Genomic DNA, 24,703 nt, shown 5'->3' with positions numbered 1-24,703 from the left:
GGCGGGAGCGCGCGCAGCGCGGCAGTGCGGGTCATGGACATGGCGTCTCTTTCTTGGCTTGTGCGCCGGTAGCGCGCGACAGCGCGGTTGCGGGCCTTGTTGCTTAAGTGAATCACGCAGCGATGGGACTGACCACGTAGCCGGCGGGCAAGCCGCCAGCAACATTTTTGCTATCATAGCCGAATCGACGATGCGCGGCGCCCAGCTCAGTCAGTCGTGCCGCCTTCGTTTCCAACAATCATCATCCAAGAAAAATCCCATGAAACTGATCTCCGTCCTCGCCGCCGGCCTGCTGCTGGTGTCCGGCTCTTCGTCAGCGCAACAGGTGCTGCGCGTCTCCGCCATTCCCGACGAAGCGCCCACCGAACTGCAGCGCAAGTTCAAGCCGCTGGGCGAATACCTGGAGAAGAAGACCGGCATGAAGGTCGAGTTCACGCCGGTGACCGACTACGCCGCCTCGGTCGAGGGCCTGATCAACCGCAAGCTGGACATGGTGTGGTTCGGCGGCTTCACGTTCGTGCAGGCGAAGGAGCGCAGCCGCGGCCAGGTGGTGCCGCTGGTGCAGCGCGTGGAAGACGAAAAATTCCGCTCGGTTTTCGTCACCACGTCGCCCGCCATCACGAAGCTGGCGGACCTGAAGGGCAAGACGCTGTCGTTCGGCTCCGAATCGTCCACCTCCGGCCACCTGATGCCGCGCTCGTTCCTGCTGGCCGCCCAGATCGATCCGGACAGCGACCTGAAACGCATCGCCTTCTCGGGCGCGCATGACGCCACGGTGGCGGCGGTCGCCGGCGGCAAGGTCGATGCCGGCGCGCTCAATATCTCCGTGTGGGAAAAACTGGTCGGCGAGAAGAAGGTCGACCCAAGCAAGGTGCGCGTGTTCTACACGACGCCACCCTACTACGACTATAACTGGACCGTACGCGCCGACATGCCGGCTGAGCTGAAGAAGAAGATCACGGATGCCTTCCTGGCGCTGGACGCCAGCACCCCGGAGGGCAAGCAGATCCTGGAACTGCAGCGCGCCAGCAAGTTCATTCCGACCCGCGCGGAGAACTACACGGCCATCGAAGCGGCCGCGAAGAACGCCGGCCTGCTGAAGAAGTAAACGATGACGAGTAAGTGATGAAGCAGCCCGCCTCCACCCCTGTCTACCGCCTGGCACGCCTGGTGGCGCGCCACGCCGGCGGCACGCGTGCGCTGGCGTTGCAGGGTATCGAGCTGCGCGTCGACGCCGGCGAGCAGGTGGCGCTGATCGGCCCTTCCGGGGCCGGCAAGACCACGCTGCTGGCCACGCTGGCCTGCGCTCACCGCCCCGTGGAAGGCACGTTCGAGGCGTTCGGCCACCGGCCCTGGGACCTGTCCGACGCCGAGCGCCACCGCCTGCGCGCGCGCCTGTTCCTGGCGCCGCAGACGCCGCCGCTGCCGCCGCGCCAGCGCGTCGTCACGGCCGTGCTGGCGGCCCGGCTGCCGCAGTGGAACCTGTGGCAGGCGCTGGTCTCGCTGATCAGGCCGCGCGACCCGGAAGCGGCCTACCGCGCACTGGTGCGCTTCAACCTGGGCGACAAGCTGTACGCCCGCGTCGACCGCCTGTCCGGCGGCGAGCGCCAGCGCTGCGGCCTGGCGCGGCTGCTGCTGTCGAATGCCCAGGCATTGCTGGTGGACGAGCCGCTGTCCGCGCTCGATCCGGCCCTGTCGCAACTGACCCTGACCACCCTGCAGCAGGAAGCGGCGGCCCGCAACGCGGCCCTGGTCTGCAGCCTGCACCAGGTCGAGCTGGCGCTGGCGCACTTTCCCCGCATCGTCGCCCTGAAGGACGGCAAGGTGGCGTTCGACCTGCCGCGCGAACAGGTCACCCAGGCGATGATCGACGAGTTGTACCTGAACGAGCAGCCGCCCGCCAACGCGCCGCGGCAAGACGACCTGGCCACGCCGCTGGCCGTCGGCGCCTGCCTGTAACGATGCACAATATCCCCGCTGTTTCCCCAGCCGAGCGCCATCCCGACCCGGCCTGGCGCGGCCGCGTCACGTGGACGCTGTTGCTGCTGGTCGTGCTGTGGCCGATGGCCGTCGTCAGCGAATTCCACCCGGCCCTGCTGTTCGACGGCGCCAGCCTGGCGGCCACCGGCCAGTTCCTGGCCGCGTTCGTGCCGCCGGCGCACTCGCCGGAATTCCTGGCCATGCTGCTGCGCGAGACGTGGCAGACGGTGGCCATCGCCACCGCCGGCCTGACCCTGGCCCTGCTGGGCGCGCTCCCGGCCACCCTCGTCGTCACCGAGCGCCTGTCGATCTCGCGCCTGGGCACGGGCCGCATGGCGCCGCTGCCGGCGCTGGTGCGCCAGCTGGTGCGCTGGCTGCTGGTGCTGCTGCGCAGCGTGCCGGAGCTGGTGTGGGCGCTGCTGTTCGTGCGCATCATCGGCCTGGGCCCGACCGCCGGCGTGCTGGCGATCGCGCTGACCTATTGCGGCATGCTGGGCAAGGTCTATGCGGAGATCCTGGAATCGTCCGAACGCCATGCCAGCGACACGCTGCTGGCCAACGGCGGTTCGCGCCTGGCCGCCCTGCTGTATGGCGCGCTGCCCGAATCGGCCTCGGAACTGGTGTCGTATACCGTCTACCGCTGGGAGTGCGCGATCCGCGGCTCGGTCGTCATGGGCTTCGTCGGCGCCGGCGGCCTGGGCCAGCGCATGGACGAGTCGATGAAGATGCTGGCCGGTGGGGAAGTGGCGTCGATGCTGCTGGTGTTCGTGCTGCTGGTGGCGGCCGCGGACGTGGTCTCGAAACAGTTGCGCCGGAGGCTGGGATGACGATGCCGTCGCCGCCGCCGCGCCGCTGGTCCGGCCTCCTGTTCGCGCTGGCGCTGGTAACCCTGGTGGGCGCCAGCTTCGCCAGCCTGCCCTTGCATTTGTCCGCCCTGTTTTCGCTGGACGCCGCCGCCAGCGTGGCCGAGTTCCTGGCCGGCTTCGCGCCGCCGGAACTGGGCACCGGCTTCCTGGCGAAGACGGCAATGGCGACCGCCGAGACCTTGTCGATGTCGGCCCTCGGCACGCTGCTGGCCGTGCTGGCCGGCCTGCTGCTGGCGATCCCCGCCGCCGGCCGCTTCGGCCCTGTGGCGCGCGGCGCCGTGCGCGCCCTGCTCAACGTGCTGCGCTCGATCCCGGAACTGGTATGGGCCTCGGTGCTGCTGATCGCCGCCGGCCTGGGGCCGTTCCCCGGCACGCTGGCGCTGGCGGCGCACACGGCCGGCGTGCTGGGGCGCCTGTTCGCGGACGCGCTGGAGAACGCGCCCGCCCTGCCGGAACAGAGCCTGCGCACCAACGGCGCCAGTCCGCTGGCGGCGTTCTTCTATGCCACCCTGCCGCAGACCCTGCCGCAGATGCTGTCGTATGCGCTGTACCGCTGGGAGAACAATATCCGCGCCGCCGCCGTGCTGGGCGTGGTCGGTGCCGGCGGGCTGGGGCAGATGCTGAAATATCATCTTTCGCTGTTCCAGATGCCGAAGGCGGCCACCGTGATCCTGGCCATGCTGCTGCTGGTGGCCCTGGTGGATGCCGCCAGCTTCGGCTTGCGCCGCCTGCTCACGCGCTGACCCGAGCCTGACCCGCCATTATTTGATCCGCGATTCATGATGTCGTCTCCACAACACAATAAGGTCCCCATGCTGGAATTGCGCCGCCTCACCAAATCCTATGCCAACGGCCATCCGGTGCTGAGCGAACTGTCGTATACCTTCCAAGCCGGCGAGTTCGTCGCCATCATGGGCGACTCCGGGGTCGGCAAGTCGACCCTGTTGAACCTGATCGCCGGGCTCGACCACCCGGATCCGGGCGGCGCCGCGCCGATCCTGGTGGATGGCGTGGCGATGGCGGCGCTGGACGACGACGCCGCCACCAGGCTGCGCCGCGAACGGATGGGCTTTATCTTCCAGGCCTTCCACGTGCTGCCGCACTTGACCTTGCTGCAAAACGTGGCCCTGCCGTTGCTGCTGAACGGCCTGCCGCAGGGGCGCGCCGCCGAGATGCTGGCGGCTGTCGGGCTGGGTGGCCGCGACCACGACTACCCGCACCAGCTTTCGGGCGGCGAGATGCAGCGGGTGGCGATCGCCCGCGCGCTGGTGCACCGCCCGGCCCTGGTGCTGGCCGACGAGCCCACCGGCAATCTGGACCCGGACACGGCCCATTCGGTATTACAACTGCTGCGCACGGAAATCCGCGCCAGCGGCGCCTGCACCATCATGGTGACGCACAGCGAAGCCGCCGCCGCCATGGCGGACCGCACACTCATCCTTACGCGCGCCGGATTATGCGAGGCGCCACAGTCGACACGTTCCCGGCCATAAACACGTGTGTTTTACGCGAGTAAAGCGCGCCTTTTTTTTCAGCCGTAGTATGATTTAACTCACTTGCCTGGTTATTAATAACGACATATTCGAACAGCCAGCAGGCGCCTGAAAGGGAACCTCGGAACACCGCCAGGCATCGCGCTTCGCGCGCGATGCCGGATCATCATGGCGATTATCGGGGTTCGCTGACTACCACGCGTTTTTCATATCAGGGAGGAGCAAATGAGCGTGAGGCAAAAAAAGCTGGAATTAATCGAAGCGATGAATCGTGCCCGAGCAATGGAACCGTCGAGCTTTGTCCCCAACAAGCTGCTCGATACGCTGATCGAGCGGATGAATCTGAAGAATGACGCCGAGCTGTGTCGGGTGCTGGAAGTACAGCCGCCCATCATCAGCAAGATCCGGCACCGCAAACTGGCCGTCGGGGCGACGATCCTGCTGCGCATGCACGAGAAATCGGACATGAGCATCCGTGAACTGAAGGAATTGTCGACTGCGTCCGTGCACTGAATGGTGCAATGCCTGGCGCCGGCATCGCAGCCCCGGCGCCCGTCGTTCTCCCCGCTTTACCTTCCTCCGACTTTCGTTCCCCCTCCGACTTTCGTTCCCCCTCCGACTTTCGTTCCCCCTTCTCTGGCCCTGCTGCGCCTGATCGTTTCGTGACGCTTGAAACACCGGTGTCAGGCACCTGTTTGCGGGTCTCCGACCCGCAAACAGGTGCCTGACACCACGGGTCTTCCGGGCAACGTCTATCTCCATTGGGAGAGGTACGCGTCTCCCGCCATGCTTACACTGGGCCACCGGGCTCATGCCCGGTTTCGTCACTGCCACAGGGAAAACCATGACCGCTCCCTCGTACCGCCCGCCAGCGGCATTCGTGTCCATCCTGCCGCGCCTCGCGCTGGGCGTCACCCTGCTGCTGCCGCTGGCGGCGTGCGACAAGGCCGCCAGCCAGGAGGGCGCCAGCGCGCCACCCGCCGCGGCCCCGGTCTCCGCCGCCGTCGTCGTCCAGCGCGACATCGTCGAGACCCAGGAATTCTCCGGCCGCCTGGAGGCGGTCGAGCGGGTCGAAATCCGGCCGCGCGTGTCCGGCTACATCACCGCCGTCCATTTCACGCCCGGCACGCTGGTGCGCAAGGGCGAGCCGCTGTTCACGATCGACCCGCGCCCCTACCAGGCCGAACTCGAAAAGGCGCAGGCCGACGCCAATTCCGCCAGCGCCCGCGCGGCATTGGCCAAGGTCGAACTGGAACGTGCCGAACGGCTGCTGGCCGACCGCGCCATCGCCCGGCGCGAGTTCGACGAGCGTGCCTCGGCCGTGAAGGACCTGGACGCGGCGGCGCGGGCATCGCGCGCCGCCGTCGAATCGGCCCGCCTGAACGTCAACTACACGAAGATCACCGCGCCCATCGACGGCCGAGTCAGCAAGGCCGAGATCACGCTGGGCAATCTGGTGGACGGCAACGCGGTACTGACCTCCGTCGTGTCGACCGACCGCATCTACGCCAGCTTCGACGGTGACGAGGACAGCTTCCTGCGCGTGCGCAACCAGGTCCGCACCGGCAAGGATGTGGCGGTGCGCGTCGGCCTGGCCAACGAGAGCGGCTTCCCGCACGAGGGCAAGCTCGAATTCGTCGACAACCGGCTCGATCCCGCCACCGGCAGCGTGCGCATGCGCGCCGTGCTGCCCAACCGCGACCACCTGCTGGTGCCGGGCTTGTTCGCGCGCGTGCAGCTGGCGGCCGGCGGCCTGCGCCAGGCGGCCGTGCCGACACTCTTGATCCATGACCGCGCTGTCGGCACCGACCAGGATCGCAAATACGTCTTCGTGCTGGGCAAGGACAACAAGGCCGAATACCGTCCCGTCGCGCTGGGACCGGCCGTGGACGGACTGCGCGTGGTGCGCAACGGCCTGAAACCGGGCGAGAAGATCGTCGTCAGCGGCCTGCAGCGGGTACGTCCCGGCGCGCCGCTGGCGCCGACCTTGGTGGCGATGGATGCCGACCCCGCCGCGCAAGCCGCGCCTCCGGCCCAGAAAGGCTGACATGAACTTCCCGCGCTTCTTCGTCGACAAGCCGATCTTCGCGGCGGTGCTGTCGATCATGATCTTCGTCGCCGGCCTGATCGCGATCGTGCGCCTGCCGATCTCCGAGTACCCGGAAGTGGTGCCGCCGTCCGTCGTGGTGCGCGCGCAGTACCCTGGTGCCAATCCGAAGGTGATCGCCGAGACCGTGGCCGCGCCACTGGAGGAACAGATCAACGGCGTCGAGAACATGTTGTACATGGACTCGAAAGCCACGTCGGACGGCGCGCTGGCATTGACCGTCACGTTCAAGATCGGCACCAACGCCGAGCAGGCCGAGACCCAGGTGCAGAACCGCGTGCAGCGCGCGCTGCCCCGGCTGCCCGAGGAGGTGCGCCAGATCGGCGTGACGACGGCGAAAAGCTCGCCCAACCTGACGATGGTGGCCCACCTGTCGTCGCCCAAGGGCCGCTACGACGACGTCTACCTGCGCAACTACGCGGTGCTGAACGTGAAGGACCAGCTGTCGCGCATTCCCGGCATGGGCGAGGTGATCCTGTTCGGCGCCGGCGACTATGCGATGCGGGTGTGGATCGACCCGCAGAAGCTGGCCGCACGCTCGATGACGGCCGGCGACGTGGTGCAGGCCATCCGCGAGCAGAACGTGCAGGTCGCCGCGGGCGTCGTCGGCGCCTCGCCCACCCAGGGCTCGGAATTCCAGCTGACGGTCAACACGACCGGCCGCCTGAAGACGGTGGACGACTTCGGCAACGTCATCGTGCGCACCAATGCGGATGGCGCCGTGACCCTGCTGCGCGACGTGGCGCGGGTCGAGCTGGGCTCGAACTCGTACGCCCTGCGCTCCCTCTTGAACAACAAGTCGGCCGCCGCCATCGGTATCTTCGAGGCGCCCGGCGCCAACGCGCTGCAATTGTCGCAGGACGTGCGCGACACGCTGGCTGCGCTGTCCGAGGACTTCCCCGAGGACGTCGAGTTCTCGATCGTCTACGACCCCACCCAGTTCGTGCGCGAATCGATCCGCGCGGTGATCCACACCTTGCTGGAAGCGGTGGCGCTGGTCGTCGTCGTCGTCATCGTGTTCCTGCAGACGTGGCGCGCATCGATCATCCCGCTGCTGGCGGTGCCGGTCTCCATCGTCGGCACCTTCGCCGTCATGCTGGCGTTCGGCTTTTCCATCAACACGCTGTCGCTGTTCGGCCTCGTGCTGGCCATCGGCATCGTGGTGGACGACGCGATCGTCGTCGTCGAGAACGTCGAGCGCAATATCGCGGCGGGCCTCTCGCCGCACGACGCGACGATCCAGGCGATGAAGGAAGTGTCCGGCCCCATCATCGCCATCGCCCTGGTGCTGTGCGCCGTGTTCGTGCCGATCGCCTTCGTCTCCGGCCTGACGGGACAGTTCTACCGCCAGTTCGCCCTGACCATCGCCATCTCCACCGTGATTTCCGCCCTGTGCTCGCTGACCCTGGCGCCGGCATTGTCGGCCGCCCTGCTGCGCGCGCACGACGCGCCCAAGGATGCGCTGACGCGTGGCATGGACCGCGTGTTCGGCCCCTTCTTCGGCTGGTTCAACCGCTTCTTCGGCCGTGCCTCGCACGCGTACGGGCGCGGCGTACAGCGCGTGATGGTCAGGAAAAGCCTCGGCATCGGCGTCTACCTGGTGCTGACGGTGGCCGCGGTGTTCGTGTTCCGCGCCGTGCCGTCCGGCTTCGTGCCGGGCCAGGACAAGCAGTACCTGGTCGGCTTCGCCCAGCTGCCGGACGCCGCCTCGCTGGACCGCACCGACGCCGTGGTGCGTCGCATGTCCGACATTGCCAAGGGCGTGCCCGGCGTGATGGACTCGATCGCCTTCCCCGGCCTGTCGATCAACGGCTTCACCAACGCGCCCAATGCGGGCATCGTGTTCATCGGCCTGAAACCGTTCGACGAGCGGCGTTCGGCCGAGCTGTCCGGCAACGCCATCGCGGCCGAGGTCAACAAGCGGCTGGGCGCGATCCAGGACGCGTTCATCATGGTGTTCCCGCCGCCGCCCGTGAACGGCCTGGGCACGATCGGCGGCTTCAAGATGATGGTCGAGGACCGCGGCAACCTGGGCTACGACGAGTTGTACAAGGCCACCCAGGCACTGCAGATGAAGGCCTGGCAGAACCCGCAACTGGCCGGCGTGTTCTCCAGCTACCAGATCAACGTGCCGCAGCTGTTCGCCGACGTCGACCGCACCCGCGCCAAACAACTGGGCGTGCCCCTGGCGACCGTCTACCAGACCTTGCAGATCAACCTGGGTTCGCTGTACGTCAACGACTTCAACCAGTTCGGCCGCACCTACCAGGTGGTGGTGCAGGCGGACGCGCCGTTCCGCTCGCAGCGCGAGCAGATCGCCCAGCTGAAGGTGCGCAACGACAAGGGCGAAATGATCCCGCTGTCGTCCTTGATGCGCATCTCCGACACCTACGGCCCGGACATGGTCAACCGCTACAACGCCTACCTGGCGGCCGACATCAGCGGCGGCGCCGCGCCGGGCGTCTCGTCCGGCCAAGCCCAGGAAGCGATGACGCGGCTGGCGCGCGAGACGCTGCCCAAGGGGATCTCGTTCGAGTGGACCGACCTCACGTACCAGGAGATCCTGGCCGGGAACACGATGGTGTACGTGTTCCCGCTGTGCGTGCTGCTGGTGTTCCTGGTGCTGGCCGCGCAGTACGAAAGCTGGACCTTGCCGCTGGCCGTGATCCTGATCGTGCCGATGTCGATCCTGTGCGCCCTGCTGGGGGTGAAGCTGACGGGCGGCGACAACAACGTGTTCACGCAGATCGCCCTGTTCGTGCTGGTGGGCCTGGCCTCGAAGAACGCGATCCTGATCGTGGAGTTCGCGCGCGAGCTGGAGGACCACGGCCGCACCGTCGTGCAGGCCGCGCTGGAAGCCTGCCGGCTGCGGCTGCGGCCGATCCTGATGACGTCGATCGCGTTCATCATGGGGGTACTGCCGCTGGTGTTCTCCAGCGGCGCGGGCGCGGAGATGCGCCACGCGATGGGCGTGGCCGTGTTTGCCGGCATGCTGGGCGTGACGTTCTTCGGCCTGTTCCTGACGCCGCTGTTCTACGTGCTGCTGCGCACCCTGGCGCTGCGGCTGTCGCACAGCACGCCGCACAAGCGACATCATGCCGATACCGGCTTGGGCGGAGCTGGCGATCCGGGTGGTACGGCGGTCGTGACGCGGCTGGGGCGGGATGACGGGCGCTGAGCAGACCCGCGGTGTCAGGCACCTATCTGCGGGTCGAAGACCCGCAGATAGGTGCCTGACACCAGTGGGTTTAAGCCGCTGATGACTAAGCAGCGACCGGCATCTGCGCCACGCCATAATGCCGCGCGTAGCGGGCATCGAGGTTGGCCAGCGGCAGCAGCACGAACAGGTCGGCGCTGTCGAAGTCGGGGTCCCAGGCGGGTTCGCCGCAGATCCAGGCGCCCGAACGCAGGTAGCCTTTCAGCAGCGGCGGCACGGCGGCCGTGCGCGCCGGCGCCAGCTGGTCGTACGGGAATGGCAGGTGCGGCGTGACGCGGTATTCGCTTGGCGCCAGGTGCGTCGCGCGCAGCTTGTCGTAGACCGCGACGGCGTTGTGGCCGCCGTCGGCCAGGCTGATGCTGGCGCAGCCGGCGAAATATTCGCAGCCCTGGCGCCGGATGTAGTCGAGCAAACCGGACCACAGCAGCATCAGCACGCTGCCGCCCCGGTAATCCGGGTGGATGCAGGCCCGCCCTGCCTCGACCATGCGGCCGCGCAGGCGGTTCAGGCGATTCAGGTCGAATTCGTTCTCGGCATAGACGCGCCCCAGCCGGCGTGCGCCGGTTGGACTCAGCAGGCGGTAGGTGCCGACGACCTCCAGCGTGTCGGCGTCGCGCACGACCAGGTGGTCGCAGTAGTCGTCGAACTCGTCGCGGTCCAGGCCGTCGGCGCGCCGCAGCGCCGTCAGGCCCAGGTCCTCGACAAACAGCCGGTAGCGCAGGCGCTGCACCGCGCGCAGTTCCTGCGGCGTGGTCGCCATGCCGAGCACCAGGCGGGGCGCGTTCGCCTGCGGCCGGGTGCCGGCCGCCGCGGTCGCATTCGCCAAGGTGGTGGTAACTTGCATGCTTCGTCTCCAGAGTTAAGACGAAGCCAGACTACCGGCGCTTTACTTCAAGGCGATGACAGCGCCGTGTCGATTCGGTGACATCAGTCCCTCATCAGTCCTTTTTCGGCCGGCCCGTCTTCAGCTGCGGCAGCGAGGCCAGCACGCTTTGCAGGGTGGCCATGTCGATCTGGCTGATCAGCGCCACGCCGATGCGCAGCAGCTCGCTCTTGCGGATCTCGAAGCCGGCCTTCAGGCAGGCCTTCTTGACCTGGCCCAGCACGGCGTATTCCGCTTCCGGCATCGTGAAGCTGTCGCGCACCAGGCGTTCCTTGCGTGGCTTTTCCTTCACTACTTCGGCGGCCGCGGCGGCGCGGGACGGCTTGGCGGCCTTCGGCGCGGTTGCCTTGGCGACCGGCTTCGCGGCCACTTTCGGTGCCTTGGCCGGCGCCTTGGCGGCGGCTTTCTTCACCGCCGGTGCGGCCTCTTCCGCCGCCTTCGCCTTCGTCGTCTTGGCCGGGGCCTTGTCCTTGGCCGGCGTTTTCTTCGGCGCTTTCGGCACGGCGGCTTCGGTGCTTGCTGCCGCCTTGGCCTTGGCGGCGCGCGCCTTCGGGGCGGCCGGCGCCGGCGCGGCCGGTGCGGCCGCCGGCGCGGCGGCTTCCTGCGCCGGTACCGCCGCCTTGCGCGCCGCCGCCTTGCGCGGAGCCTTGGCTGCCGGTGGGGTCACGGCGGCGGCATCGCCTGCCGGGACGACTTCGTTGTGGGTGGTTTCGCTGGCCGTCGCGGCGGCCGGTTTGACGGATTTGAGGGCGTTCATGCTGACTCCGCAGGGAAGTTGAATAATATAAACAATATATACTATTTCTGGCCGTGAGGCACCAATCCTTACATTTTTACGTTACATCAGGGCGCGAGCAGGCGCCCCAGCATGGCGTGCAGGCGCGCCGGATCGACCGGCTTGGCCAGGTGCCCGTCACCGCCGGCGGCCAGCGCCAGCGCGGCATCCTCCGGGGTATCGCGCGCGGTCAGGAAGACGACGGGGAGCGCGGCCGTGGCGGGCATGGCGCGGATGCGCCGGCACACTTCGTAGCCGTCCAGGCCCGGCATCATCACGTCCAGCAGGACCAGGTCGACGGGCGCCGCGCCCAGCACCCGCAACGCCACCTCGCCGCTGACGGCCACTTTCGTGTCGTAAGCCTCCTTCAGCAGCGCGCACAGGACCATGATGCTGTCGGGCGTGTCGTCCACCACCAGGATGGTGCGGCGGCGTGCCGTCATGGCAGCGCTCCCGGCGCCGCGGCGCCGTCGGCCGCTTCCTCGGCCAGCATGCCGGTGGCAAGCAGCCGGTGCGCCTGCTCGAAATCGTAGCGGCCGATCTGCTGCGCCAGTTGCTCCAGCAGCGCGGGCGCCAGCACGGCGGCCAGTGCCGGCTTGACGCTGTCGAAATACTCGACGCTGTCGGCATTGAAGCCCGCCAGCAGTTGTGCCAGGTGCGCCACCGCCTCGGCCGGCGCCACCGCCGCCGTGCGCGCGTCCTCGTCCGCGCCGGCCGTCGCCTCGTCCCAGCGTCCGGCGGCGAAGCGGGCGTCGAGCGCCGTCACGGCCATGTCCAGCGCCACCTTCAGTTCGTTGAGCAGCACCGGCGGCACGCTGGCGCCGTCCGCCAGCGCCGCTTCCACCTCGCGCGCGGCCGCTTCCACCGCGTTGGCGCCCACGTTGCCGGCCACGCCGCGCAGGGTGTGCACGCGCTGGCGCGCCTCCTCGCGCCGGCCGGCGCCCAGCGCCGCCAGCACCGTCTCGGCGGCATCGCGCTGCGAATGCCGGAAACGCTCCAGCAGCTGCAGGTACAGGACCCGGTTGCCGGCCACGTGGCGCAGGCCGCGTCCCGTATCGATGCCGGCCAGTTCCGGCAGGCCGGCGCCGCCGCGTGGACGCGGTTGCGCCGGCGGCGCCGGCAGCATCGGCCGGCCTAGCCAGCGCGCCAGCGTGGCGTACAGCTTGGCCGGGTCGATCGGCTTGGTCAGGTAGTCCTGCATGCCTTCGGCCAGGCAGCGCTCGCGCACGTCGGCCAGCGCGTGGGCCGTCATCGCGATCACGGGCGTGCGATCGAAGCGCTTGTCGCGCCGCAGCGCCAGCGTGGTCTCATGGCCATCGAGCAGTGGCATTTCCAGGTCGATCAGCACCAGGTCGTAGTGCTCGGGGCCCGCCTGCGCCAGCCGGTCCAGCGCCTCGCGGCCGTTGCCGGCGGTGTCCACGCCGATGCCGCGCACCTGCATCAGTTCCGCCGCGACCTGCTGGTTGACGGGGTTGTCCTCCACCAGCAGCACGCGCGCCGGCACAGCCGGCAGCGCGGCCGGCGCGGCCTGGCCGGCCGCCTGCGCCGGCGTGAACAGGCTCACCAACGTCTGCAGCAACGCGGCATGCGTGATGGGCTTGAACAGGAAGCCGGCAAAGCCGCTGGCCTCGGCCTCGCGCAGCGTCTCGTCACGGCCGAAGGCCGTCACCAGTACCAGCGCCGGCCGGCGCGACAGCGCCGCCGTGCCGAGGCGCCGTGCCAGTGCGATGCCGTCGACGTCCGGCATCAGCCAGTCCGTCAGCACCAGCGCGTAGGGATCGCCGGCCGCGTCGGCCGCCAGCACGGCGTCGAGGGCCTCGGCCCCGCTGCCGGTACGGTCGGCCCGCAGCGGCAGGCCGCGCATGGCCTGGCACATGGCGTCCAGCGCCAGCGGATGATCGTCCACCAGCAATACCCGCGCATCGGTCAGCGCGGCAGGCAGCACCGGCGCAATCGCCACGGCGGCGACTTTCAGGCGCAGGTCGAAGCTGAACACGGACCCCTTGCCTTCGGTGCTGTCGACAACGATGGTGCTGCCCATCAGGCGCACCAGTTGCTGCGAGATCGACAGTCCCAGGCCGGTGCCGCCGAACTGGCGCGTGGTCGAGCCGAGCGCCTGGCTGAACGCCTGGAACAGCTTGACCTTCTGCTCGGCCGACATGCCGATGCCGGTATCGCGCACGGCGAAGCGCAGCAGCACGTGATCCGGCGTGGCGCAATCGAGCTGGCGGCACGACAGTTCCAGCTCGCCCGCCTGGGTGAACTTGACGCCGTTGTTGATCAGGTTGATCAGCACCTGCCCCAGCCGCAACGGGTCGCCGCACAGGTGGCGTGGAATCGCGGGCGGCACGTCGAACAGGAATTCCAGGCCCTTGTCGGCGGCCTGCTGGCTGGTCACGCTGGCCACGTGCGACAGCACGTCGTCCAGGAAGAACGGCACCTCCTCCACTTCCAGCCGGCCCGCCTCGATCTTGGAGAAGTCGAGGATGTCGTTGATGATGCCCAGCAGACCCAGGGCGGCGCGGTGGATCTTGCTGACGTAGTCGTGCTGCTTGGGCGACAGGTCGGTGCGCAGCGCCAGGTGGGCCATGCCGATGATGGCGCTCATCGGCGTGCGGATCTCGTGGCTCATATTGGCCAGGAATTCCGACTTGGCCAGGTTGGCCGCTTCCGCCTTGACGTTGGCCGCCACCAGCTTCTGCTCGCGCTCGCGGCGGTCGCTGATGTCGCGCACGAAGCCGCAGAACTCGAAGTTGTCGGTGCCGTCCAGCGCGATGCGGGTGATCGACAGCTCGATCGGGAACTCGCTGCCGTCGCTGCGCAGCGCCTCGACCTCGATGCGGCGGTCCAACACTTCGCCGCGGCCCTCGCCGGCGAGGTACTTGCGCATGCCGCGGCGGTGATCCTCGCGGTAGCGCGGCGGGATGATCAGGGCGTCCAGCTGCTGGCCCAGCGCGTCGTCGCGGCTCCAGCCGAAGATCAGCTCGGCCTGCCGGTTCCAGCCGGCGATGCGGCCGTTGCGGTCCATCGTGATGACGGCGTCGAGCGCCGTGTCGATGATGGCCTGCACCTTGCGCTCGCTGTCGCGCGCCATCTGCATGGTCTGCTTCAGGTCGTGCGTGCGCACGTCGATCTTCTGTTCCAGGTCGCCGTTCAGCTCGCGCAGCTCGCTTTCCGCGTCGCGCAGGCGGGTCAGGGTGTCGCGGAAGCTGCGCACGGCGCCCGACAGCCGGCCCACCTGGTCGGCGCGGCCGATGCCGGACAGCTGGATGTCGGTCTTGCCCTGGGTGAGCTTTTCCAGCGACTTCTGGATGTCGGCGAACGGCCGCGCAACCTTGCGCGCCACCAGGAAGATCGACGTGACGATCGTCAGCGCCAGCAACAGGTTGACGACCAGGGCCTGGGTCAGCTGGCGGCGCAGGTCGCGCTCCACCTCCATGCGCGAATAGGCGATGTCCAGCGCGCCCACCAGGTAGTTGCGGGTGCCGTCCTGGAAGCGGATGTCGCGGTGCACCGCCAGCGCCTTGCGCGGGTCGATCTTCGGCGCCGAAAAACCCGCCAGCTCCGGGCCGCCGGGTGCGGACACGCGCAGCATCAGCACTTCCGGCGTGCCGCGCATCGCATCGACCACGCTGGTGACGGCGGCGCCGTTGATGTCGAACAGGGGCCGCGCCAGCGCCTGCGACAGCACGGTGGCGAGCCGCTCCGAGCGCTCCTGCAGGCGCAGGTCGGCCTGCGCGCGCAGCGTGTACAGCGCATAGGTGGTATAGGCCGCCGTGGACAACAGCACGGCCAGGAAGATCGAGACGGCCAGGCGCAGCAGGATGTCGCGCCGCCAGGTATCGCGCAGGCGGCCCACGGGTGTCGCGGCCAGCCAGGTCAGGAACGTCTGCATCAGCGGCGCGCACCCTTGCTGCCGGTACGCTCCAGTTTCTTGTACGCGGGACTGTTGCGCACCTGCTCCACGGCGGACCAGATACGCGAGGCCAGTTCCGGCTGTCGCGCCACCAGCTGGTGCGACAGCATCAGGAAATACGGTTTTTCCACCAGGGGCACGGGCAGTGCCTCGATCTGCCGGCCGTAGGGCCCGTCGAGCAGGGTGCGCGCGTCGCTGCCGCCCACGGCGGCACCGGCCAGCCGTCCCGCCAGCAGCTTGCGCACCAGTTCCTCGGACTTCTGGCTGCCCTCGTCCACCGTGACGTTCAGGCTGCGCAGCTGGTCGGTGATCGAATAGCCCAGCTGGGCGCCGATGGCGCCGTCCACGTTGTGCAAGGTCTTGCCGTCCCAGTCCAGGGTGCCGCCCTTGCGGCGCAGCAGGATGTAGCGGTCGATGTGCATGCGCTTGGAGGCGTCCGGCGTGGCGCCGCCCGGATAAGCGCCCAGCTCGAGCCGGTCGGGCTTGAAGCTGACGGCAAACACGCCATCCACGGCGTTGGCCTTCAACTGCGCCAGGCAACGCTTGAACGGCATGCTCTGGAACACGAAGACGATGCGTTCGCGTTCGCCCACCATGCGCAGCAGGTCGAAGTTCAGGCCCTCGCCCGCCTCCGTGCGCCAGGGCCGCACGTTGGCGCGTTCGTAGCACAGCGTGAGTGTGGGCTCGGCCGAGAGCGGAGCGGCGGCACACCATGGCGCGGCCAGCGCGAGGCCCAGGCCGGCCAGCCGCGCGGCCCAGCCACGCCCGCGCCTTGCCGCCAATGCCATCATCAACCCCTTGTTGCCCCGTACCGCCATCACGCCTCCACGAACGCCCCGCTGCCGTGCCGGCCCGGTGGCGCCGCACGACAGAAGGTGAAAGCTATAGTGTAAGCAAAATTACAAGGCAGGGGTACATTCTTATCGACAATATTTTTTGCCGACGCCATCGCCACGCTCACGCATAGCGCAGCCCCAGGTCCACGCCGACCTCGTCCCAGTGCTCCTGTTCCTTCTCGATCCAGTACGACAAGGTGGGGTGGTCGGTGACCCACTCGCGCCGCAGCTCCAATTCGATGCGGTTCTTCATGCGCAGCTTCGGCGCGGCCAGCGCCACGTCGATGCGGGCGTGCATGAACACGATCGCCAGCCGCAGCGCCACGACGGCGCGGGCGAAGTCGGCGTCCGCCAGGAACTCGCCCACCTTGCGCAGGTTGCCCTTCTGGGCCAGCGCCAGGCGGCTCATCATGCGCTGTTCGCGCGTGGTGAAGCCCGGCAGGTCGGCGTTCTCGATGATGTACGCCGTATGCTTGTGGTAGCCGGTCTGCGACACGGCCATGCCCAGCTCGTGCAGCAGCGCGCTCCAGTACAACAGGCGCGAGGTGGCATCGGAGGCGGGCTTGAGCTGGTCCAGCAGCGCCACCGCGTCGTCCGCCACACGGCTGGCGCGCGCCATGTCCACGTTGAACTTGCGCTGGAAGGCGCCGACCGATTCCTCGCGCCGGTCGTGCCGCATCGAGCGCTGGTACAGGTCCCACATGACGCCCATGCGCAGGCCGGCCTCGATCGGCTCGATCTGGCCGATGCCCAGTTCGCGCATCACGCCGATCAGGATCGCCAGGCCGCCGATGATGGTGCCGGCGCGGTCCGGCCGCAGCCCCGGCAGGTCGATACGGCTGACGTGGCCGCAGGCGATGAAGCGCTCCTTCAGCAGGTCCAGGCTGGCCGGCGTCACGCCCCGTTCCGGGCAGGTGCGATCCAGGCCGTTCTTGTCGATGATGTCGGCAATGGCACGAATGGTGCCGGACGAGCCGTACGCGCGCTTCCAGAATTGCGGGTGGTATGGCGGTGCGCCGTCCTCGAAGATGCTGCGCGCCGACAGGATGGCGGCCTCGAACGAGGGCGCGTCGACGCGCCCGCCGATGAAGAACGACAGGCTTTGCCGCACGCTGCCCACGCTGAACGATTCGACCCGTTCGATCTCCAGGCCGCGGCCCAGGATCAGCTCAGTCGAGCCGCCGCCGATGTCCACGACCAGGCGCCGCTCGCTCGGCTGCGCCAGCGCGTTGGCCACGCCCATGTAGATCAGGCGCCCCTCCTCCTCGCCGGAGATGATCTCGATCGGATAGCCGATGGCCTGCTCGGCCTGCGGCAGGAAGGTGGCGATGTTCTTCGCCTGGCGCATCGTCGAGGTGGCGACGACGCGCACCGCCTCCAGCTCCCAGGTCGCCAGCGTGGCGCTGAAGCTCTTCAGGCAGTTGAGGGCGCGTTGCATGGCGTCCGGCGTCAGGTTGCCGTCCGCATCCAGGCCGGCGGCCAGCCGGATCGGCTCGCGCACGCTCTTCTGCACGCGGATCTGATCACCGTCGTGCTTGCCTATGGAAAATCGAAAACTGTTCGAGCCCAGGTCGACCGCTGCGTACATGGAGGATTCCATTTATATCGTTTATATTGAAAATCCTACCACATTAGAACCCGTTGATGACGGGATGATGACATCGTGCCGTCAGCCGCGCGCGGTATGGGCAGACTGAGCGGCAGACGCAGCCACCGCCTCGTCGTCGGGCGCGGCGGCGGGCGGCTCGGCCGCCACCACCTGGTTACGGCCGCGCAGCTTGGCCGCCTGCAGCGCCTCGTCGGCGCGCTTGAACAGGCTGACAGTGCTGTCCTCGGCGCGGATCGTCGTCACGCCCATGCTCATCGTCAGGTTGATGACGGCGCGCTCGGCCTTGACGGGCAGCGCGGCCACGGCGGCGCGGATGCGCTCGGCCACCAGCGTCGCCTCCGGCAGGCCGGTGCGCGGCAGCAGCAGCGCGAACTCGGCGCCGCCCAGCCGGCCGATCATGTCGGCCTCGCGCAACTGGCGGCGCACGGCGTCGACCAGCGTCTTCAGCACCACGTCGCCGACGGCGTGGCCATAATGGTCGTTGACGCGCTTGAAGCCGTCCAGGTTGACGATGACGAGCGCCGTCGGCTGGCCGGGCCGGCGCGCCAGCGCCAGCCACGGCGCCAGGCCCTGGTAGAAACCGCGGCGGTTCGGCACGTCCGTCAGCGCGTCCACCGTTTCCAGGCGCTCCAGCTCGGCCTGCAGCGCATCGCGGCCCAGCAGCAGGCAGCCGGCGCCGTTGAGGACCAGCGCGCCCAGCAGGATGAACAGCACGGCAGGCAGCAACTGCGCCGGGGCGACGGGCAGCCAGCCGGGATTGGCCGCGGCCAGCAGCGCCATCGCCAACGGCAGCGCAGCCAGCACCGCGTTGACGACGGCCAGCAGGCGGCGCAGCAAGGTTGCGCCCAGCCAGCCGCGCGCCAGCGCCGCGCTGGACGAGAAATTGAAGGCGGCCGCCATCGCGGCCAGCAGCACGGCCACCCACGGCGCGGCCGCGCTGGCCGCATCGGGATTGCGGCCGAACGCCAGATGCACGGCGATATAGGCACCGATGGCCAGTGCGACGCCGCGCAGCAGGCGCGCGCGCGCGCCGGTGTGGCCGGCGCTCTCCCACCAGCCGGCGGCGTCCATCGCAGCGCCGCCGATCAGCAGCATGAACGCGACGGGCCCGCCGACCGTGGCCGGCACCAACGCGTGCAGCGCCAGGATCAGCCAGCCCATGCCCTGGCACAGGCGCGCGATCGTGAAGGCGGATAGGTTCGAGGGCCGGCGCCGCCCCGTTCCGTGGCACAGCAGCGCCGCGTACAGCGCGAGGTTAGCGAGTGCCAGCGTGGCGATCAGCGTCTGGCCGTCCATGACAATCAGATTTCGTGTTCGACGTTGTCGCTGCCGTCGCCGATCTTGCTGCGCCAGGCCTGCAGGAAGAAGCCTTTCTCCTGCTCGCTGGGGGCGTCATGCCAGAACACGATCAGCGTGCCCTTGTGGTCGTGCAGCTGGGCCACCTTCTCGATGAACGGCTGCAGGCCCGCCGCGTCGGCCAGCGCCGCCACGTAGCCATACACCCGGTTCAGCCGCTCGATGCGGTCCGGCTCCGTCAGGCTGTTGGTGGCGGTAATGGTCGGGTGGTCCAGAAACATGAATGATCTCCATCGGGCGACACGGCGCTGCCGTTGAGGCACTTGGTTGAGCCAATGTACCGGCAAATCGCGCCAGTGACAAATCGCGCGTGACAATTGAAGCGGGCCGGGGCGGCATGCACCGGCGAGCCCGAGAGCTTAGCAGAACATCCAGTGGGAGAACAAGCGAACGGATGGGCGCGCGGGCGCTGGCGGCACATTGTCGCGCCTTAACATTCATGAAAGCAGCAATACTCTTTGATAACACAACGAACGGCGCAGGAATATTCATTTCGAATGGCGACTCAAATATTTGTTGATGAAAAATAAATACTCGACAGTTATCTTCTATATAATTCCGGCTTTCAAAAAATTAATAGCAGAGCCAGATGACGAATAATCCTCCCAGGCTGCCGGGCGCCGCGCTGACCGAAGCGAACCGTCCGATACGGCTGCGGCTGTTCGACGGCAAGGCGGTGCTGGACGACGTCCTGCTGGTCAAATATGTCGACGGCGTGGAATCGCTGTGCGGCGGGATCGACTACCGCGTCTCCTGCGTCGCCCTGGAAGCGGGCATGCCGCTGAAACGTTTTGTCGCCAGCCCGGTAGAACTGCAGTTCGTGACCGACCGTGGCGAGCTGCGCGCCGTGTGCGGTGTGGTCGCGGCGATCACCGAGGGCGGCAGCGACGGCGGCCTGGCGACCTACCAGTTGCTGGTGCGCGACGCGCTCTCCCTGCTGGACAAGGTGGTCAACACGCGGGTATTCCGCAACGCCGACGAAATTCACATCACGAATATCCTGCTGCGGGAATGGCGCGAAAACAATCCGGTCGCCGCGCGCGCGTTCGAGTTCGACCTGGGGCAGCTGAAGTCGTTCCCCACGCGCGAATTCACGATGCAGTGCAACGAGCCCACCGGCGCCTTCCTGCGCCGGCTCTGGAAGCGCCGCGGCATCGCCTGGACCATCCGCCCGGGCAGTCCGACTGAGCGGGGTTCGAGCGAGGTGCCGGTACACACGCTCGTCTTGTTCGACGACGCGATGGCGCTGCCGCAAAACCGCGCCGGTACGGTGCGCTACCACCGCGACGACGCGACCGAAACACGCGACACGATCACCGGCTGGCACGCCGTGCGCCAGCTGACGGCCGGCGTCGTCACGCGGCGCAGCTGGGACTATGCCCGGGTGGCCGCGATGGACAGCCAGGATCTCGGCAACCACGACCAGGGACCGCTGGGCAACCAGTTCGCGGCCAGCCTGGACGACTACCTGGTCGACGTGCCGCACGCGGACGACAGCAGCGCGGACTACCGCGAGCTCGGCACGGCACGCATGCGGCGCCACGAATACGAATCGAAGTACTTCCAGGGCGAAGGCAGTGTGCGCGAGCTGTGCGTGGGCGAATGGATCGGCTTGACCGGCCATCCGGAAATCGACGCGCACCCGCCGGAGCAGCGCGAGTTCGTCATCACGGAACTGCGCGTGCAGGCGGAAAACAACCTGCCCAAGACGCTCGACGAGCGGGCCCGGCGGCTGTTCGCGCTGAACCGTTGGCACGCCGCCGACGGCAAGCTGGGCGAGGCCAGCGCCGAGCGCGGCGTGCGCTACACCAACCATTTCACCTGCGTGCGGCGCGGCGTGCCCATCGTACCAAGCTTCGATCCGCGCACGGACGTGCCGCGGGCGGAACCGCAAAGCGTGTTCGTCGTCGGTCCGGCCGGCGAGGAGATCCACTGCGACGAGCTGGGCCGCGTGAAGGTACGCTTCCCCGGCTGCCGCGACAAGGACCACGCGCATGCCCAGGGCGCCGGCGCCTCGGACAGCGAGCGCGACTCGGCCTGGGTGCGCGTCGCCAGCGGCTGGGCCAGCGCGCAGTACGGCGCAATCACCCTGCCCCGCATCGGCGACGAGGTGATCTGCGTCTTCCTGGGCGGCGATCCGGACAAGCCGCTGATCGTCGGCCGCGTCCACGACGCCACCAAGACGCCGCCTTCGTTCAGCGACGTCAGCCGGCTGCCGGGCGACCGCTACCTGTCCGGCATCAAGAGCCACGAAGGCCGTGGCCAGCGCTACAACCAGCTGCGCCTGGACGACACCCCCGGCCAGATCAGCGCCCAGCTGGAAAGCGCGCACGGCCACGCCCAGCTCAACCTGGGCTACCTGACACACCCGCGCAGCAACGGCGCCGCCACGCCGCGCGGCGAAGGCTTCGAGCTGACGACCAACGACAGCGGCGCCCTGCGCACCGCGAAATCGCTGCTGATCTCGGCCTGGAAACGGCTGGACGCCAGCGGCAATCAACTGAGCAACGAAGAACACGTCGCGCTGATGCAGGACTGCCTGGACCTGTTCAAGTCGCTGGGACAGTACGCGGCCGAGCACCAGGGCCTGGCACTGGACCCGGCCGGCCAGTCCGAACTGAAGGAAGACGTGGCCGCCGCCGCGTCGAGCGGCAAGCCGACCGTCAGCCTGACGGCGCCGCAAGGCATCGCCATGACGACGCCGAAGACGCTGGTCAGCTACGCCGGCGTCAACGTCGACACCGTCGCCCAACAGCACATGCAGTTAACCAGCGGCCAGCGCTTCAACCTGAACGCGGGCAAGGGCATTTCGCTGTTCTCGCACATGGACGGCATCGCCCAGATCGCCCACCACGGCAAGTTCCTGATGCAAAGCCAGCACGACGACATGCAGATCGACTCGGCCAAGGACGTCAAGGCGACGGCCGGCAAGCGCTTCATCGTCATGGCGGAAGAGGAAGTGACCTTGATCGTGGGCGGCGGCGCCTACCTGAAGCTCAAGGGCGGCAACGTCGAGCTGGGCGGTCCGGGCACGCTGACGGTGAAAACGGATGGCCACCACTGGAACGGCCCCGCCAGCGCCAGCACCGAAATGCCGAAGTTCGAGGCGGGCGATTTCAGCCGGATTCCCCGCCTGCTGCGGCCGACGGACGGCAAGCCGGTCGAGGGCATGAAGCTGCACGTGGAGCGCGATGGCGACAGCCCGCTCTCTGGCCAGAGCAATGGCGCTGGCGAGGGCGAGAAGATTACGGGCGACACGCTGCAGCGCTTGAAGGCGTTCTTCTATACGCCGCGCTCGTGACGCAAACTATCAATATAGACCATGACTACCGCAACATTCGACAATCCCGCGTTCAGCCCTGACAACTTCATGGTGGGCGCCAAGTCCGGCATTTCATTCCTCAGCCCCAAGCACCTGGACGTGGTGATGCAGCTGCCCCTGCCGGGTATCGTCATCTTCGTCCACGGCGTCAACTCCGATGGCGAGTGGTACAAGCAGGCCGAGGAAGGCCTGTGCAAAGGGCTGAACGAGCGGCTCAAGCGCTGTAACGAGCATATGGCGCATCCGACGCCCGAGGGCGGGCAGCTGAGGCCGGCGACGTATATGCCGGAATTGACGCCAGACGGATACATCAATCCAGAACTGACTCCGGAGACCTTTCTTTCGGATGAAGGCAGCTTCTCGCCCGTGATCCATTTTCGATGGGGCTACAAGGCAAGTGCCAAAGAGCTGCAGGACTACGGTGACAGCATCTACCTCAACGAAGAAGACTACTGGGGTGGCGGTCCCTTCGCAAACGGCTGCACCTCGCTGCCGGATCTGTGGTCGGAGGGCATCGACGATACGCTGTTCCTCTGGCTCCACGTGCAGCATATCAATCCCACGAATGACCGGCTCGTATTCTCCTGCCCGCCGCGCGCGTATTACGTTCTGGCGGCGCTACGGCTGGCCAAGCTGATCGAGTCGATCCGCAACGAGCAGGCCGATGCGCCGATTACGATCGTATGCCACAGCCAGGGGAATATGGTAGCGATGGCGGCAGCCTTCCTCGGCGACAAGATCAAGTCTGCGGATGCACCGGACGGTTGTGTCGCCGATACCTACGTCCTGTGTAATCCGCCGTACAGCCTCGTGACGAAAAACGTCGCGCAGGGTTGGACTGAACTGGGGATGAAGGATGCCGATGGTAATGGCGGCCGGATAACGGCTGAAGCGCGGTTCAAGACACTGTCCAACTTCTTCGACATCATTCGCAAGCGGCAGGCAACCCGGCAGAGCGCGGAACTGATCGACAGATACATCAAGAACGAGCTGCACAAGTTCGACGCGCAGTCCGATCGTGAATCGTACGGGTACGGTGAACCAAAGTCCACGACGGGCCGTGTCACGCTGTACTTCAATCCGCATGATCAGGTGATCTCTTCCAGTACGATACAAGGCATTGGCTGGCGCGGCTTGAGCAAGGATGAAATCGGGCGCACCAACGGCAAAGGTGTCTTCAGCCAGCGCGTCTTCGCGCAAGGGTGGGAGGTGGGCAAGAACGAAACCTATGATTTCTGGAACAAGCGCCACAATGCCGGCACCAGCAAAAAGGACTTCTGGGTACCGCGCTCGCCTCCCGCGTCGTTTTCGCTGTCCAAGGGTCTCGTCGCGAACAAGAATATCGTCGGGAAGGTCATGACGGTCGTTACCGCTCCGCTGGCGATCGTCGGCCTGAAACTCTTCGGACCGCCTATCAACGCGTCACCGCCGGACGAGTGGGAAACACCCATTGCTGCGCCGTCGCTGCCCAAGTCATTCAAGCCCCAATCGATCCAGTTTGGTAAAGCCAGCGACCAGTTCGACGAAGGCTTCGATGCTCCGGGCGAATCACGTGACAAGGATAGGGAGCGTGACGCCAACGATCCCTATGGCGAGATCACCGCGCGTAAGAAGAAGCTCCCCGGCTCCGCAGCGACCGACGCCCCTCGTGGAGACAGCAGCAGCGAAGCGTCGCTGCGCTACGAGCATCATGCGCTGCTGCGCATGCAGGCAAGACGCGAGGGTCTCTACAAGCCGCGGGATCCGGTCAAGGAGGAAGACAATTTGTCGGCCGCCAGCCCGGAGTACCTGGCTTGGCGCTCCGAGAAGATCAAGGAAACGCTTGCGAAATGTATCGATACCCATGCCACGGACCACTCGACTATCATGACCAATGCGGAGCATGCTCGGCTGGCACTTTCGTACGACGTGGCAGTTGGGGTTTGTCAGATCAGCAAAGCGAAAATCAACAAGCTTCGCTGGGCAGCAGATTGGCGATACGCTAAGGGGTTACCGAAATCCGATCCTGCAAAGGGATTCTCTGAATACTTCGCAACCGGCCTCTACCTCGAAAAATCCGTAAGCCATTGGGCAACCGAAGGCAAACATGAGGGATCAATGCCCGATACGATAATAAATAAACGGAAATTTCTATAATGGCTAATATACTGCATTTTTTCAGCCGTACGTTACTCCGCCGGCTGGCATTCTCTGCGCTGACGTTGGCACTAACGATCGCCACCGTTCTATTGTTTACCGTACTTGGCGGCTCAGCAGAGACCAGCCCATTAACCGATGGAGAGATTATGTCCCGCTTCTTTGCAATGCCTGCTGTACTCGCTACGTGCGCGTACCTTTTAGTTG

Annotated in this window: 18 protein-coding genes; 10 read left to right on the top strand and 8 right to left on the bottom strand. The window is 67.2% G+C overall.

What is annotated here, in order from left to right; translation table 11 throughout:
- Positions 1-259: 259 nt before the first annotated feature.
- The 8 genes from E7V67_008950 to E7V67_008915 all read left to right on the top strand — a co-directional run bounded on the left by E7V67_008950 (position 260) and on the right by E7V67_008915 (position 9,624).
- Positions 260-1,108 carry a putative selenate ABC transporter substrate-binding protein gene (locus tag E7V67_008950; protein ID WUR15216.1) on the top strand — a complete coding sequence of 283 codons (849 nt, stop codon included), beginning with the start codon at positions 260-262 and terminating at the stop codon, positions 1,106-1,108.
- Positions 1,109-1,125: 17 nt separating this feature from the next.
- The gene (locus E7V67_008945; GenBank protein ID WUR15215.1) at positions 1,126-1,959 is read left to right on the top strand and encodes an ATP-binding cassette domain-containing protein; all 834 of its coding nucleotides are present in this window, start codon (positions 1,126-1,128) and stop codon (positions 1,957-1,959) included.
- A 2-nt stretch (positions 1,960-1,961) separates the two neighbouring features.
- The gene (locus tag E7V67_008940; GenBank protein ID WUR15214.1) at positions 1,962-2,807 is read left to right on the top strand and encodes an ABC transporter permease; all 846 of its coding nucleotides are present in this window, start codon (positions 1,962-1,964) and stop codon (positions 2,805-2,807) included.
- A gap of 2 nt (positions 2,808-2,809) precedes the next feature.
- The gene (phnE, locus tag E7V67_008935; GenBank protein WUR16249.1) at positions 2,810-3,589 is read left to right on the top strand and encodes a phosphonate ABC transporter, permease protein PhnE; all 780 of its coding nucleotides are present in this window, start codon (positions 2,810-2,812) and stop codon (positions 3,587-3,589) included.
- A 69-nt stretch (positions 3,590-3,658) separates the two neighbouring features.
- The gene (locus E7V67_008930) at positions 3,659-4,339 is read left to right on the top strand and encodes an ABC transporter ATP-binding protein (protein WUR15213.1); all 681 of its coding nucleotides are present in this window, start codon (positions 3,659-3,661) and stop codon (positions 4,337-4,339) included.
- Between the two features lie 225 nt (positions 4,340-4,564).
- Positions 4,565-4,852 (top strand): hypothetical protein, encoded by a 288-nt coding sequence (locus E7V67_008925; protein WUR15212.1) that lies wholly within the window; start codon positions 4,565-4,567, stop codon positions 4,850-4,852.
- A 331-nt stretch (positions 4,853-5,183) separates the two neighbouring features.
- The gene (locus E7V67_008920; protein ID WUR15211.1) at positions 5,184-6,386 is read left to right on the top strand and encodes an efflux RND transporter periplasmic adaptor subunit; all 1,203 of its coding nucleotides are present in this window, start codon (positions 5,184-5,186) and stop codon (positions 6,384-6,386) included.
- A gap of 1 nt (position 6,387) precedes the next feature.
- The gene (locus tag E7V67_008915) at positions 6,388-9,624 is read left to right on the top strand and encodes a multidrug efflux RND transporter permease subunit (protein ID WUR15210.1); all 3,237 of its coding nucleotides are present in this window, start codon (positions 6,388-6,390) and stop codon (positions 9,622-9,624) included.
- A gap of 85 nt (positions 9,625-9,709) precedes the next feature.
- On the opposite strand, the gene E7V67_008910 is transcribed toward E7V67_008915, so the two are convergent.
- The 8 genes from E7V67_008910 to E7V67_008875 all read right to left on the bottom strand — a co-directional run bounded on the left by E7V67_008910 (position 9,710) and on the right by E7V67_008875 (position 19,259).
- Positions 9,710-10,507: a GNAT family N-acyltransferase gene (locus E7V67_008910; GenBank protein ID WUR15209.1), complete on the bottom strand. Its 798-nt coding sequence runs from the start codon at positions 10,505-10,507 to the stop codon at positions 9,710-9,712.
- A gap of 94 nt (positions 10,508-10,601) precedes the next feature.
- Positions 10,602-11,303 carry a hypothetical protein gene (locus tag E7V67_008905; GenBank protein WUR15208.1) on the bottom strand — a complete coding sequence of 234 codons (702 nt, stop codon included), beginning with the start codon at positions 11,301-11,303 and terminating at the stop codon, positions 10,602-10,604.
- Between the two features lie 86 nt (positions 11,304-11,389).
- Entirely contained in the window at positions 11,390-11,764 is a 375-nt protein-coding gene (locus E7V67_008900) for a response regulator (GenBank protein WUR15207.1), read from the bottom strand.
- Complete coding sequence (locus E7V67_008895; GenBank protein WUR15206.1) at positions 11,761-15,216, bottom strand: response regulator; 3,456 nt, start codon at positions 15,214-15,216, stop codon at positions 11,761-11,763. Before E7V67_008895 ends, E7V67_008900 begins: the two co-directional genes overlap by 4 nt.
- A complete protein-coding gene (locus E7V67_008890; protein WUR15205.1) occupies positions 15,216-16,055 on the bottom strand; it encodes a transporter substrate-binding domain-containing protein in 840 nt (279 codons plus the stop codon). Before E7V67_008890 ends, E7V67_008895 begins: the two co-directional genes overlap by 1 nt.
- Before the next feature lie 139 nt (positions 16,056-16,194).
- Positions 16,195-17,661, bottom strand: a complete 1,467-nt coding sequence (locus E7V67_008885; protein WUR15204.1) for a Ppx/GppA phosphatase family protein — start codon at positions 17,659-17,661, stop codon at positions 16,195-16,197.
- Between the two features lie 81 nt (positions 17,662-17,742).
- Positions 17,743-18,978 carry a GGDEF domain-containing protein gene (locus tag E7V67_008880; GenBank protein ID WUR15203.1) on the bottom strand — a complete coding sequence of 412 codons (1,236 nt, stop codon included), beginning with the start codon at positions 18,976-18,978 and terminating at the stop codon, positions 17,743-17,745.
- A 5-nt stretch (positions 18,979-18,983) separates the two neighbouring features.
- Positions 18,984-19,259, bottom strand: a complete 276-nt coding sequence (locus tag E7V67_008875) for a hypothetical protein (GenBank protein ID WUR15202.1) — start codon at positions 19,257-19,259, stop codon at positions 18,984-18,986.
- Positions 19,260-19,627: 368 nt separating this feature from the next.
- Between E7V67_008875 and E7V67_008870 the strand changes: the two genes are divergently transcribed.
- Both E7V67_008870 and E7V67_008865 read left to right on the top strand, forming a co-directional pair.
- Complete coding sequence (locus tag E7V67_008870) at positions 19,628-22,339, top strand: type VI secretion system Vgr family protein (protein WUR15201.1); 2,712 nt, start codon at positions 19,628-19,630, stop codon at positions 22,337-22,339.
- A gap of 21 nt (positions 22,340-22,360) precedes the next feature.
- The gene (locus E7V67_008865; protein ID WUR15200.1) at positions 22,361-24,496 is read left to right on the top strand and encodes a hypothetical protein; all 2,136 of its coding nucleotides are present in this window, start codon (positions 22,361-22,363) and stop codon (positions 24,494-24,496) included.
- Positions 24,497-24,703 lie beyond the last annotated feature (207 nt).

Origin of the sequence: [Empedobacter] haloabium (assembly GCA_008011715.2) — a bacterium.
Classification (GTDB): Bacteria; Pseudomonadota; Gammaproteobacteria; order Burkholderiales; family Burkholderiaceae_D; genus Rugamonas; species Rugamonas haloabia.
The sequence above is the reverse complement of the archived record's forward strand: the minus strand, read 5'-3'. Positions and strand labels throughout refer to the sequence as shown.

What these genes read in the sequence shown, in the direction of transcription:
- E7V67_008950 (WUR15216.1), top strand. Translation starts at nt 260, where the DNA reads ATGAAACTGATCTCCGTCCTCGCCGCCGGCCTGCTGCTGGTGTCCGGC.
- E7V67_008945 (WUR15215.1), top strand. Translation starts at nt 1,126, where the DNA reads ATGAAGCAGCCCGCCTCCACCCCTGTCTACCGCCTGGCACGCCTGGTG.
- E7V67_008940 (WUR15214.1), top strand. Translation starts at nt 1,962, where the DNA reads ATGCACAATATCCCCGCTGTTTCCCCAGCCGAGCGCCATCCCGACCCG.
- phnE (WUR16249.1), top strand. Translation starts at nt 2,810, where the DNA reads ATGCCGTCGCCGCCGCCGCGCCGCTGGTCCGGCCTCCTGTTCGCGCTG.
- E7V67_008930 (WUR15213.1), top strand. Translation starts at nt 3,659, where the DNA reads ATGCTGGAATTGCGCCGCCTCACCAAATCCTATGCCAACGGCCATCCG.
- E7V67_008925 (WUR15212.1), top strand. Translation starts at nt 4,565, where the DNA reads ATGAGCGTGAGGCAAAAAAAGCTGGAATTAATCGAAGCGATGAATCGT.
- E7V67_008920 (WUR15211.1), top strand. Translation starts at nt 5,184, where the DNA reads ATGACCGCTCCCTCGTACCGCCCGCCAGCGGCATTCGTGTCCATCCTG.
- E7V67_008915 (WUR15210.1), top strand. Translation starts at nt 6,388, where the DNA reads ATGAACTTCCCGCGCTTCTTCGTCGACAAGCCGATCTTCGCGGCGGTG.
- E7V67_008910 (WUR15209.1), bottom strand. Translation starts at nt 10,507, where the DNA reads ATGCAAGTTACCACCACCTTGGCGAATGCGACCGCGGCGGCCGGCACC.
- E7V67_008905 (WUR15208.1), bottom strand. Translation starts at nt 11,303, where the DNA reads ATGAACGCCCTCAAATCCGTCAAACCGGCCGCCGCGACGGCCAGCGAA.
- E7V67_008900 (WUR15207.1), bottom strand. Translation starts at nt 11,764, where the DNA reads ATGACGGCACGCCGCCGCACCATCCTGGTGGTGGACGACACGCCCGAC.
- E7V67_008895 (WUR15206.1), bottom strand. Translation starts at nt 15,216, where the DNA reads ATGCAGACGTTCCTGACCTGGCTGGCCGCGACACCCGTGGGCCGCCTG.
- E7V67_008890 (WUR15205.1), bottom strand. Translation starts at nt 16,055, where the DNA reads ATGGCGGTACGGGGCAACAAGGGGTTGATGATGGCATTGGCGGCAAGG.
- E7V67_008885 (WUR15204.1), bottom strand. Translation starts at nt 17,661, where the DNA reads ATGTACGCAGCGGTCGACCTGGGCTCGAACAGTTTTCGATTTTCCATA.
- E7V67_008880 (WUR15203.1), bottom strand. Translation starts at nt 18,978, where the DNA reads ATGGACGGCCAGACGCTGATCGCCACGCTGGCACTCGCTAACCTCGCG.
- E7V67_008875 (WUR15202.1), bottom strand. Translation starts at nt 19,259, where the DNA reads ATGTTTCTGGACCACCCGACCATTACCGCCACCAACAGCCTGACGGAG.
- E7V67_008870 (WUR15201.1), top strand. Translation starts at nt 19,628, where the DNA reads ATGACGAATAATCCTCCCAGGCTGCCGGGCGCCGCGCTGACCGAAGCG.
- E7V67_008865 (WUR15200.1), top strand. Translation starts at nt 22,361, where the DNA reads ATGACTACCGCAACATTCGACAATCCCGCGTTCAGCCCTGACAACTTC.